Source organism: Actinophytocola sp., from assembly GCF_045807065.1.
Classification (GTDB): domain Bacteria; phylum Actinomycetota; class Actinomycetes; order Mycobacteriales; family Pseudonocardiaceae; genus Actinophytocola.
Window position 1 is genome coordinate 20,829 of sequence record NZ_JBJMIE010000488.1, and the last position, 11,867, is coordinate 32,695.

The 11,867-nt window shown below is 70.3% G+C and carries 8 protein-coding genes; 7 read left to right on the forward strand and 1 reads right to left on the reverse strand.

Features of this window, described 5'->3' with window-relative positions; translation table 11 throughout:
* The first annotated feature begins 25 nt into the window (after positions 1-25).
* From ACJ73U_RS28675 to ACJ73U_RS28705, 7 genes are all read left to right on the forward strand, one after another.
* The gene (locus ACJ73U_RS28675) at positions 26-3,391 is read left to right on the forward strand and encodes a UvrD-helicase domain-containing protein (RefSeq protein WP_407780839.1); all 3,366 of its coding nucleotides are present in this window, start codon (positions 26-28) and stop codon (positions 3,389-3,391) included.
* Between the two features lie 93 nt (positions 3,392-3,484).
* Positions 3,485-3,772, forward strand: a complete 288-nt coding sequence (locus ACJ73U_RS28680; RefSeq protein WP_407780840.1) for a hypothetical protein — start codon at positions 3,485-3,487, stop codon at positions 3,770-3,772.
* Between the two features lie 16 nt (positions 3,773-3,788).
* Complete coding sequence (locus ACJ73U_RS28685) at positions 3,789-5,186, forward strand: DUF4331 domain-containing protein (RefSeq protein WP_407780841.1); 1,398 nt, start codon at positions 3,789-3,791, stop codon at positions 5,184-5,186.
* 22 nt (positions 5,187-5,208) lie between these two features.
* Positions 5,209-5,496, forward strand: coding sequence for a hypothetical protein (locus ACJ73U_RS28690; protein WP_407780842.1), 288 nt, complete (start codon positions 5,209-5,211; stop codon positions 5,494-5,496).
* Positions 5,497-5,652: 156 nt separating this feature from the next.
* On the forward strand, positions 5,653-6,651 hold the full coding sequence (locus ACJ73U_RS28695) for a BTAD domain-containing putative transcriptional regulator (RefSeq protein ID WP_407780843.1): 999 nt from the start codon (positions 5,653-5,655) through the stop codon (positions 6,649-6,651).
* A gap of 47 nt (positions 6,652-6,698) precedes the next feature.
* The gene (locus ACJ73U_RS28700; protein ID WP_407780844.1) at positions 6,699-7,250 is read left to right on the forward strand and encodes an FcoT family thioesterase; all 552 of its coding nucleotides are present in this window, start codon (positions 6,699-6,701) and stop codon (positions 7,248-7,250) included.
* Positions 7,251-7,260: 10 nt separating this feature from the next.
* Positions 7,261-8,832: a fatty acid--CoA ligase gene (locus tag ACJ73U_RS28705; RefSeq protein WP_407780845.1), complete on the forward strand. Its 1,572-nt coding sequence runs from the start codon at positions 7,261-7,263 to the stop codon at positions 8,830-8,832.
* Positions 8,833-9,868: 1,036 nt separating this feature from the next.
* Here ACJ73U_RS28705 and ACJ73U_RS28710 read toward each other — a convergent pair.
* Positions 9,869-11,857: a type I polyketide synthase gene (locus tag ACJ73U_RS28710; RefSeq protein WP_407780846.1), complete on the reverse strand. Its 1,989-nt coding sequence runs from the start codon at positions 11,855-11,857 to the stop codon at positions 9,869-9,871.
* Between the last annotated feature and the right edge of the window lie 10 nt (positions 11,858-11,867).

Sequence of the window (11,867 nt, forward strand, 5' to 3'; positions counted from 1 at the left end):
CGCCGCCCTGTGGCAGGATCGCGCGGTGCGTTTCCATGCCGACCTGCACATACATTCGAAATACTCCCGGGCCTGCAGCAGGGACTGCGACCTGGAACACCTGACGTGGTGGGCGCGGCGCAAGGGCGTCACGCTGGTCGGCACGGGTGACTTCACGCATCCGGCGTGGTTCGAGCACCTGCGGGAGAACCTCGTGCCGGCCGAACCGGGGCTGTTCCGGCTGCGGGAGGACCTGGACGCCGACATCGCGCGCCGGCTGCCGCCGAGTCTCGCCGACCGGCTCGTGCGGTTCATGCTGTCGGTCGAGATCTCGACGATCTACAAGCGCGGCGACCGGACCCGGAAGGTCCACCACCTGGTCTACCTGCCCGACTTCGACTCCGTGGCCCGGTTCAACGCCCGCCTCGGCAAGATCGGCAACCTGGGCTCGGACGGCCGGCCCATTCTCGGGCTGGACTCCCGGGACCTGCTGGAGATCACCCTGGAGTCGAGCGAGCACGGCTACCTGGTGCCCGCGCACCTGTGGACGCCGTGGTTCGCCGTGCTGGGCTCGAAGTCCGGCTTCGACGCGGTGGCCGACTGCTACGCCGACCTGGCCGACCACATCTTCGCGGTGGAGACCGGTCTGTCCAGCGACCCGGCGATGAACTGGCGGGTGTCGTCGCTGGACCGGTACCGGCTGGTGAGCAACTCCGACGCGCACTCACCGCCGATCCTGGGGCGGGAGAGCACGGTGTTCGACACCTCTCTCGACTACTTCTCCGTGCGCGCCGCGCTGGAGACGGGCGAGGGCCTGGCCGGGACGGTGGAGTTCTTCCCGGAGGAGGGCAAGTACCACGTCGACGGGCACCGCAAGTGCGGCGTGCGGCTGGACCCGGTGGAGACCCGTTCGCTCGGTGGCACGTGCCCCACGTGCGGGAAGCCGGTGACGGTCGGCGTGCTGAGCCGGGTCGAGGAGTTGGCCGACCGGCCGGAGGGACACCGTCCGGCGGGTGCGCCGGAGTTCGACAACCTGGTGCCCCTGCCGGAGATCATGAGTGAGATCGTCGGCACCGGCCCGAAGAGCAAGAAGGTCCTCACGGAGATCGACAGGCTGACGGCCACCTTCGGCCCGGAACTGTCGATCCTGCGGGACATCCCGCCGACCGAGTTCGACCGCGGCTGGCCACTGCTGGCCGAGGCGCTGACGAGGCTGCGCCGCGGCAAGGTGATCAGACACGCCGGCTACGACGGCGAGTACGGCGAGATCCGCCTGTTCGAACCGGGGGAGCTGACCAGCCGCAAACTGGTGGCGGCACCAGCGTTGTTCGAGGGCCTGTTCGACGAGCCGCCGTCGTTGTTCGAGGAGCCGGCGGGCGACGACGAGCCGGTGGCCGAGCCGGGCCTGTTCGACGACGTGCCGGAACTGGCCGCCCGCCCCACCCCTCCCGAGCCGGAACCCGTGCTGGCGGAGGAGGAACCCGAGGAACCGGCCCCGGAACCGGACGAGATCTTCGACGGCCCCGGCCTGTTCGACGACCTCCCCGACCCGGAGTTCCACGCCCCCGCGGCCCACCGCGACGAGTTCGCGGACCCGGCACCCACCACCAGCCCGGCACTCGATGAACTGACCAGATCCACCGGCCCCGCACGCGACGACCCGGCCGCACCCGCCGGCCGCGTCCTCGGCGCCACCACCCCGGCGCTGGACGAACTGATGCGACCGACCGGTCCGGCGCCGAGTGAGGTGCTCAGGGATCGTGCCGGGGAATCGGTTCTCGACGGGCTCGATCCCGATCAGCGGGTCGCCGCCGGTAGTGGGGCCGGGCCGCTGTTGATCATCGCCGGGCCGGGGACCGGTAAGACTCGCACCCTCACCCACCGCATCGCGCATCTGGTCACCGAGCGGGGGGTGGCGGCCGAGCAGTGCCTCGCCATCACGTTCACGCGGCGGGCCGCCGAGGAGCTGGCCGAGCGTCTCGCGGCCCTCGTCCCGGCGCGCGCGGCCGGGCTCACCATCGCCACCTTCCACTCCCTCGGCGCGCGGATCCTGCGTGAACAGCACGCCCGCGCCGGCCTGTCCGCGCACTTCGGGATCGCCGACCAGGCCACCCAGCTCGCCATCGCAGAGGAGGTGGGGGACGACGCCCGCACGGTGCTCGCCGCCCGCCGCGACGGCGAGACCGGCCACGTCGTCGAGCAGTACCTCAAGGCCCTGCGCCAGCGGGACCTCGTCGACTTCGACGACCTCGTCAACCTGCCGCTCGCCCTGTTCGAGGCCGAGCCCGCCCTCGCCGCCCACTACCGCGACCGGTACCGCTGGGTCTCCGTCGACGAGTACCAGGACGTCGACGAGCGGCAGTACCGCCTGCTGCGCCACCTCGCCACGCCGGACGGCAACCTCACCGCCATCGGCGACCCCGACCAGGCCATCTACCGCTTCCGGGGTGCGGACGTGGGGTTCTTCCTCCGCTTCACGCAGGACTTCCCGGCCGCCCGGACCGTCACGCTGACCAGGAACTACCGGTCCAGCGCACACATCATCAGCGCCGCGGTGAGCATGATCGCGCCGACCACCCTCGTGCCCGACCGGGAGCTGCACCCCGTGGGTGAGTACGGTGACGCGCTCGTCGGCATCCACCACGCACCCTCGGAGCGGGCCGAGGCCGAGTTCGTCGCGCACACCATCGACCGGCTCCTCGGCGGCGGCGCCTTCCACTCCTTCGACAGCGGCCGCGTCGAGACCCACACCGACGCCCAGGGCCTCGGCTTCTCCGACTTCGCCGTGCTCTACCGGACCGACCGCCAGGCCCGCGCGGTCGTGGACGCCCTGTCCCAGGCAGGGTGGCCCTGCCAGAAACGCTCCCACGACCGGCTCGCCGACCGCGCGGGTGTGGACCGGCTGGCGGCGGAGCTGAGGCACACCGCCGACGGCCCGCTCCGCGACCGGCTCCACACCGCCGCCCGAACCCTGACCGGCCGCGGCGACGACGAGGACCTCTACACCGCCCTCGACCTGTTGGCGCCGCTGGCCGACCGGTGCGGCGACGACCTCGAGCGGTTCCTCACCGAGCTGTCCCTCGGCGTCGAGGTCGACACCTGGGACCCGCGCGCCGACCGCATCTCCCTGCTGACCCTGCACGCCTCGAAGGGCCTGGAGTTCCCGGTCGTGTTCGTCGTCGGCTGCGCGGACGGGCTGCTGCCCCTGCGCTGGCCGGGCACGAGACCGACCGAGGAGGAGACGAGCGAGGAACGGCGGCTGCTGTTCGTCGGCATGACCCGCGCCCAGCGGCACCTCTACCTCAGCTACGCCGGCGACCGGTCGCCGTTCCTGTCCACAGTGGACAGCGCGGAGCGTGTGAGTGACGCCCGCAAGCGCAGGCCCAAGGACGTCCAGCTCCGGCTGCTCTAGAAAATCCCGGCACGCCGGCAATCCGTCGCCGCGGGTGACTCGAATGCGTGGTGGAGGGCGAGGCACGCCCCCTACCGGCAAGGAGTTACCCCCATGCTGCACGACGAGCAACCGCGTGAGCCGGGCACGGTGTCCCGGCGCAAGCTCATCCTCACCGGCGCGAGCCTGGCCGCGGCCGGGGTGGCCGTCGGCGCCGTCGCGTCGATCCCCTTCACCGAAAGGGACAGCGCGTCCGAGAGCGCCGGCGACGGTCCGAAGGAGCCGGTGATGGTGTACCTCCGGTCCGGCGGCGAGTTCGACGTCTTCGTCGGCCAGGAGCGCATCCGGCTCACCGACCACGCGTTCGCCGCGCGCCTGACCGACGCCGTCACGGCGCTCTGAAAGGGAAACGGAACACATGTCCTCCCACCGCGAAGCCCCGGAGATCGCCAAGGACCCGGTCGCCGACTCGACCGACGTCTACGCGTTCGTCAGCCCCGACAAGCCCGACACGGTCACCCTGATCGCGAACTACGTGCCGTTGCAGGCGCCGGCCGGCGGCCCGAACTTCTACGAGTTCGGCGACGACGTCCTCTACGAGATCAACATCGACAACACCGGCGACGGCAGACCCGACGTCACCTACCAGTTCCGGTTCACCACCGAGGTCCGCAACCTCAACACGTTCCTGTACAACACGGGCCCGATCCGCACGCTGGACTCGCCGAACTGGAACCGCCGGCAGTTCTACTCGATCACCCGCAAGGACGCCCGCGGCCGCACGCGGCAGCTCGCGAAGCGCGTGCCCTGCCCGCCCTGCAACATCGGCCCACTGTCCACTCCGAACTACGGCAGGCTGGCCGATACCGCCGTGCACGACCTCGGCGGTGGCCGCCGGGTGTTCGCGGGGCAGCGGGCGGAGGGCTTCTACGTCGACCTCGGTGCTGTCTTCGACCTGCTCGACCCGCGCCCGTTCGCCGACGCGCACGAGCACTTCGGGCTCAAGAAGTTCCCGCAGGCCGGTCCGGGGGTCAACGCCACCAAGAACTTCAACGTGCACACGATCGCGTTGCAGCTGCCCATCTCCGACCTGACCAGGGACGGCTACCAGGGCAGGGACGCGGCCGACCCGCGCGCGGTCATCGGCGTGTGGACCGCGGCGAGCCGCCAGCGCGTGCGGATGCTGGATGCCGAGCTCAACAACACGTGGGCGACCGGCCCGTACCGGCAGGTGTCGCGGTTGGCCAACCCGCTGTTCAACGAGGTCATCGTGCCCATGGGGCAGAAGGACTTCTGGAACACCCAGGGGCCCGACGGCGACAGCCGGTTCGCGAAGTTCGTCGCCAAGCCGGAGGTCGCGCAGCTGCTACCCGACCTGTTCCCCGGTGTGTTCCCGAACCTGGACGTGCTGAACAAGTCGGGCACGCCGCGTGCCGACCTGCTCGCCATCCTGCTGACCGGCATCCCGGCCGGCCTGATCCCCGGCTTCCAGAACTCCACCGGCCAGACGCAGGCGGACGAGCTGCGGCTCAACACGGCCATTCCGCCGACGGCCGACCCCAGCGTCTACGGCCTGCTCGGTGGCGACCTCGCCGGCTTCCCGAACGGCAGGCGCGTGTTCGACGACGTCGTCGCGATCGAGCTGCGGGCCCTCGCCGGTGCCACCTACGCCCTGGTGGACAAGAACTTCACCCCCGACCCGGCGGCGGCCCAGGTCGACGACGGGGTCACCCCCGACAGCCTGGACATCCCGTACCTGAACCGGTTCCCGTACCTCGGCGTGCCGAACAGCGGGTTCCACACCCCGTCCGCCTGAGCTCGCGCAGGAGTGAACTGCCATGATGGACAGCCTTGTTCTCGACATCGGCGAGGGCACCGGCGCGCTGGTGATCCACGCCGGTCCGGAGCTCGCCGAGCAGGAGATCGAGATCAGCCCGACCACCGCCGACCCCGACGCGCACCGCGAGCACAACGTGGTGCACGCCAGGCGGGACCGCGACCGGACCGCGTACATGGCCGTCTTCCCGAGCGTGGCGGCCGGCGACTACACGGTCTGGCACCGCGATGGCTCACCGCACGCGGTCGTGACCATCCGCGGGGGTGAGGTCACCGAGCACCGCCTGTGAGGGTACCCGTACGCCCACCGCGCACTCGCGTTCCTGTCGAGTGCGCGGGTCACGGGCGCGCACCGGTATTACTCACCCGGCATTTCATGACCTCGTCACTGTCGGCCCACCGCCACGCCGGAATACCGTGGGCTAGCCGAGAGCGAGGTTCCGAAAATGGTCACTAAATTAGACGAACTGGGATTACTGACCCACGAGGAGAAACTCGCCCTCCTCGCGACTCTTCTCGAGTCGACGGCACGCCACGAAGCGGACGAGGTCGCCACCCCACGCACGCACGAGCGAAACCCCCTGGCCGAGCTGCGTTTCGAGCTGCTCGGCCCGCTGGTCGTCCGGCACGGTGGCGCCGACGTGGCGCCCAGCGCGCCGAAGCTGAGGCTGATCCTCGCCACCCTCCTGTTCAACGCCAACAGACCCGTCGGTGCCTCCGTGCTCGTCAGGGAGCTGTGGAACGACGGCGCACCGCGCACCGCGCACTCGACGCTGCAGACCTACATGTTCAAGCTGCGCAGGCTGTTCCAGTCCGTGCTCGGGCTCTCGGTCGAGCAGGTCACCCGCGAGGTGCTGCAGACCTGTTCCGGTGGCTACGTGCTGCGGGTGGACCCGTCCCAGCTGGACATCACCGAGTTCGACCACCTGGTCACCACCGGCTCGACCGCGATGCACGCCGGCGACTACGACAGAGCCGCGACGGACCTGCGCCGCTCGCTCGCGTTGTGGCGCGGGCAGGTCGTCCACCACGGGCAGTGGGGCACCCTGCTGCGCGCGCAGGTCGCGCGGCTGGAGGAGCGCCGCTTCTACGCCCACACCACGAGGATCGACGCGGACCTGTGCCTCGGCCGCCACCGCGAGATGATCAGCGAGCTGGCGTCGCTGGTGGTGGAGCACCCGCTGCACGAGTCGGCGCACGCCATGCTGATGGTCGCGCTGTACCGGGCCGGCCGCGCGTCCGCGTCGCTGGAGCTGTACATGCGGTTCCGGCAGCGGATGCTGCACGAGCTGGGCATCGAGCCGTCGGAGCGGATCCGCGCGCTGCACATGGCGTTGCTGGCGGCGGACCCGGTGCTCGCCGACCGCTCGCTCACCTCGGAGATGCTCCTCGACCGGCTGACCCGCCCCCGGCGCGACGGTTCGTCCACTGTTACCGGTGGGTGACCTCACCGCGATTATGTTCGTGGTGTCCGCGCATCAGGAGGAATGTCATGAATGTGGATACCGGGCAAGCGCGTTTCGCCAACGACCCCGCGCTGCTGGCGAAAGTGCTGCAGCCCTACGCGCGCCCGAAGACCCAGTACCTGAAGTCGGCGACGGTCGACGTCACCGGCGACCTCGCCAGCGCGGAGGGCCGGTTCGCCATCCCCTTCCCGTGCTACATCGACGACACCGGCCACCTGAACTCGGTCGAGGTGAACATCTGCTTCAACCAGCTGATGTACTACCTGATCGCGAAGTGCGTGCAGGAACGCGTGGTGGCGGAGTTCGAGGACTGGACGATGGCGGACTACTGGGCCAAGCAGCTGCCCGACATCCTCATCGCGCGGTTCGAGAGCCACTTCAAGCGGCCCATCGACTCGGCGGACTTCAGCGGCGAGGTGTCCTTCGCCGAGTTCCGCAGGACCAACCGCAGCCGGCCGGTGCAGATCGTCGAGATGCCGTGGCGGTTCTGGGACACCTCGGGCGGCCAGGCGCAGGGGCAGGTGCGGATGGCGCTCGTGGACCCGCCGGGCATGGCGGTCCGCGCGGACGCGGCGTGAGGGAGCCGGAATGGTGACACCACAGTTACGCACGCTCGTCGACGTGATCCGCCAGCACGCGGCACGCCGACCGGACACGACGGCGATCATCTGCGAGGGCCGGCGCATCGACTACGCCGCCCTGCATCGGGTGACCAACCAGGTCGCGCACGGCATCCAGGCGGCGGGCGCTCGCCCCGGTGACCGGATCGCCTACCTGGGCAGGGAGTCCGAGCACTTCTACGAGCTGCTGTTCGGCGCCGCGAAGACCGGGACCGTGCTGGTGCCGATCAACTGGCGCCTCGCCGCCGACGAGGTCGAGCACATCCTGCGCGACTCCGGCACCACACTGCTGTTCGTGGACACCGACGCGGCGGTGGTCGCGAACCGGCTGGCCCCCGAGTTGCCGAAACTGTCCACAGTGGTCAAACTCGACCAGCCGGGTAAGCCGGGTGCGGGGTTCACGTCGTGGGTGTCGGCCCAGCCGGACGTGAACCTGCTGGTCCGGGTCACCCCGGACACGCCGCTGGTGCAGATGTACACCAGCGGTACCACCGGACTGCCCAAGGGCGTGGTGCTGGCGCACGGCAGTTTCTTCGCCGTGCGCAACGCACTCGCGACGGCCGGCCTGGACTGGATCGACTGGCGCGAGGGCGACCGCAGCCTGATCGGCATGGCGGGCTTCCACATCGGCGGGATCTGGTGGGCCACACAGGGTTTCGCCGCGGGCGTGACCAACGTGGTGATGCGTGAGTTCACCACTGCCGGCGCGGTCGAGCTGATCAGGACACTGGGCGTGACGACCGCGTGCATGGTCCCGGCGATGCTGCGCCTGCTGCTCGCCGAACCGGGCGTGTCCTCATCGGACTTCACCACGCTGAGAAAGATCGTCTATGGGGGTGCCCCCATCTCCGCGGCCCTGCTGGCCCGCTGTGTCGAGGGCTTCGGCTGTGAGTTCGCCCAGATCTACGGCCTGACCGAGACCGGCAACACGGCGATGTGCCTACCCCCGGCCGACCACACACCGCAGAGCGGAAAGATGCAGTCCGCCGGCCGCCCGTACCCCGGCTTCGAGGTGAAGGTCGCCGACAGCGAGGGCAACCCCCTACCGCCGGGCGAGATCGGCGAGGTATGGCTGAGAACCCCAGCGGCCATGCTGGAGTACTGGAACCTCCCGGACGCGACGGCCAAGACACTGGTCGACGGCTGGGTGGTCACGGGCGACGCGGGCGTACTGGACGAGGACGGCTACCTGTTCATCCGCGACCGCATCAAGGACATGATCATCGTAGCGGGCGAGAACGTGTACCCGGCAGAGGTGGAACACGTCATAGGCCGCCACCCGAAGGTGGCCGAGTCCGCCGTGGTCGGCGTCCCGGACGAACGCTGGGGCGAGGTAGTGCACGCCTTCGTGGCCCCAACAGAGGGCGAAACCCTGACAGAACGCGAACTGGCCCTCTTCCTGAAGGGAAAGCTGGCCACGTTCAAGCAACCCCTGCGGTACGAGTTCATCGAAAAGGTACCCAGAAACCCCAGCGGCAAGATCCTACGCCGAGAACTACGCGAACGTTTCTGGAAAGACCACGACCGCCGCGTCAGCTGACGGATATCTGGGAGAGGCCCACCGGCTCCGATGCCGGTGGGCCTCTCGCCGTGTGGCGGGAACGCATAATGGCAGACGCGACCCAAGCCTCGTTGCTCAAGGTGAGGAAGGGGACCCAGGTCCCCGTGGCCAGGGTGACGGCGCAACCCGAGCCCAATGGCCAAGGCGGCGGAGGCGAGCTAAGCCGATGGCCAAGTGACGAAACCGACCCGAGTCCGATGGCCAAGGCGACGAACGCAACCCAGGCCCCGTTGTCAGGGTGACGAGGCAACTTGAGCCAATGGCCAAGGCGGCGGAGAAGACCCGAGCCCGATGGTCAAAGTGGCGAGGGAGACCCAATCCCGATGACCAACGCGGCGAAGGAGACCCAAGCCGCGTGACCAAGGTGAGCGAGCCGAACCCCGGCCCCGCACCCAAGGTGACGAAGCCGAACCGAGTCCGATGGCCAAGTTGACGGCGGCGACCCAAGCCCGCGCCAGGGTGACTGAGCCGGACCAGGCCCCCGCGCCAAGGTGACGGAGCTGGACCCAGCTCTGTGGCCAGGGTGGCGAAACAGATCTCCCCGCTAGGCGGTTTGGTGGTGGTGGCGGAGGCAAGGCAGGCAGGCGCCAGCCTGCCCCCGGAGGGGTCTGCCCAGGGCGGCGGAGGCTCGCGGGTCAAGGGTGGAGCGAAGCGACATCGGGCGAAGCCCGACGCCGAAGGCGCCCTTGAGGCGTGAGTCGCCGCCCGTACAATCCCGCCGCCACCACCGAACACCTGGGACGCAGCGCGCACCACCAAACCCACCAACCGCCAGGCACACAGCCAAAAAGCCGAGCCCACGAACACCAAGGACGAGACGCGCACCACGGCCCCACCGACCAGCGAAACCACGGCCCGCCAAAGAGCCCGCAGAAGAGAGCCCGCAGAAGAGAGCCCGCCAAAGCGTCTGCCCAAGAGCCCGCAGAAGAACAACGCCGAGCCGCGACGCCGAGCCGCGACGCCGAGCCGCGACGCCGAACCGCGACGCCGAACCGCGACGCCGCAAAGAGCCTCGCTAAGCCACGTCACCGAGTTCGTCGTCCAAGAGGTCGAACAGGTCGTCGGCGGTGATGGACTCCAGGTCGTCCTGGTCGGAAGTCTCGGCGGCCTTGTCGCGCCACTTCGTGAGGAGTCGTTGGAGTGTGGCGGCCACGTCCGTCTTGCCGGCGTCCTTGGGTTCCAGTGCGTCCAGGGCGGTTTCCAGTTTCGCCAGGCCGTCCACGAGGGTGCGGAGGCGCAGCGTGGCCTGGCTGCCGCCGAGTTCGGACAGCAGGTGCTCGACCAGGGCCTGCGGCGTGGGGTAGTCGAAGGTCAACGTCGCCGGGAGCTTCAGGCCTGTCGCTGCGTTCAGTCGGTTGCGCAGCTCGACCGCCGTCAGGGAGTCGAACCCCAACTGCTTGAACGCCTGTTCCGCCGGGATGACCTCCTGGCCCCCGTGGGCGAGCACCGCGGCCACGTTGGCGCGCACCAGCTCCAGCAGCAGCTCCCGCTGCTCGTCCTCGGGTCGGCCGGCCAGTTGCTCGGCGAGCGGAACCGTCGCCGAGCGGGTGCCGGCGCGACGGGGCTTCAGGAACGACCGCAGCGGAGGCGCCACGTCCGTGGCCGTGCGCAGGGCCGTCGGATCCAGCTTGATCGGAACCAGATGGGCCTCGTCCGCGCGGCAGGCGGCGTCGAACAGGGCCAGGCCCTCCTCGACCGTGTGTGCCCGCACCCCGCCTCGGTTGATGCGGGCGAGGTCCAGCTCGCTCAGGTGGCTCGTCATCGTGCTGTCGTTCGCCCACAGGCCCCACGACAGGGACACCGCCGCGCGGCCGGTGGCCCGGCGGGCCGTCGCCAGTGCGTCGAGGTAGGCGTTCGCGGCGGCGTAGTTGGCCTGGCCGGCCGTGCCCAGGATGCTCGTCGCCGAGGAGAACAGGACGAACAGGTCCACGTCCGGCACCAGGTCGTTGAGGTGGCGGGCCGCGTCGACCTTGGGCCGCAGGACCCGGTCGAGCTTCTCGGGGGTCAGCGACTCCACCGTGCCGTCGTCGACGACCCCGGCCGCGTGGATCACGGCCGCCAGTGATGGGATGCCCGCCAGCAGCGACTCCAGTGCGGGGCGGTCGGCGGCGTCGCAGGCGACGATCTCCACCGCGGCGCCCAGCTGCCGCAGGTCGTCGGCCAGGTCCTCGGCGCCGGGGGCCTGCGGGCCGCGGCGGGAGGTCAGCACCAGGTGCCGGGCACCGTGCTCGGTGATCAGGTGCCGGGCCAGAGCGGCACTCAACGCACCCGTGCCGCCGGTGATCAGCACCGTGCCGGACGGGTCGAACAGACGCGCGCCCGAACCGGACGACGTTGCCCTCGTCAGGCGCGGCACCGTGATCGCGCCGTCGCGGACGGCCAGTTGGGGCTCGTCCGCGGGAAGTGTCGGCAACGTCCGCTCGGACCGCGGCGAGCCGTCGAGGTCCACGAGGGTGAAGCGATCCGGCTGTTCCGTCTGCGCCGAGCGCACCAGCCCCCACACGGCCGCGCCGGCCAGGTCCTCGCCCGTGGTCGCGCCTCGCGTGACCACGGTCAGGGGGCCGGCGGCCGACCGCAACGCGGCCAGGGTCTCGTGCAGCACGGTGGAGACGTCGCCGCCCGGCTCGACCCACAGCTGCTCCGCCTGCGGTGCCGCGTCCCCGGTCGGGGCCGGCAGCCAGTCCAGCCGGTACAGGCCGTCCGGACCGACGTTCAACGCCTCAACGCTCACCGGCCGGGCGACCAGCGTCTCGATCGAGGCGACCGGGGCACCGGCAGGATCCACGAGGGACAGGGAGTACGCGTCCTCACCGGTCCTGGCCAGACGCACCCGCACCGAGGTCGCCCGGACGTCGAACACCCGCACCCCGCTCCAACTGAACGGCAGCAACACCTGCTCGCCCGCCCGCTCCGCCGTGAACAGCACGTGCAACGACGCGTCCAGCAGCGCCGGATGAATGCCGTACCGCTCCGCGCCGGCGCGTACCTCCGCCGGCAGCGTCACCTCGGCGAAC

Excerpts from the sequence above, each read along its gene's own strand:
- ACJ73U_RS28680 (WP_407780840.1), top strand. The coding sequence starts at position 3,485 with ATGCTGCACGACGAGCAACCGCGTGAGCCGGGCACGGTGTCCCGGCGC.
- ACJ73U_RS28685 (WP_407780841.1), top strand. The coding sequence starts at position 3,789 with ATGTCCTCCCACCGCGAAGCCCCGGAGATCGCCAAGGACCCGGTCGCC.
- ACJ73U_RS28690 (WP_407780842.1), top strand. The coding sequence starts at position 5,209 with ATGATGGACAGCCTTGTTCTCGACATCGGCGAGGGCACCGGCGCGCTG.
- ACJ73U_RS28695 (WP_407780843.1), top strand. The coding sequence starts at position 5,653 with ATGGTCACTAAATTAGACGAACTGGGATTACTGACCCACGAGGAGAAA.
- ACJ73U_RS28700 (WP_407780844.1), top strand. The coding sequence starts at position 6,699 with ATGAATGTGGATACCGGGCAAGCGCGTTTCGCCAACGACCCCGCGCTG.
- ACJ73U_RS28705 (WP_407780845.1), top strand. The coding sequence starts at position 7,261 with ATGGTGACACCACAGTTACGCACGCTCGTCGACGTGATCCGCCAGCAC.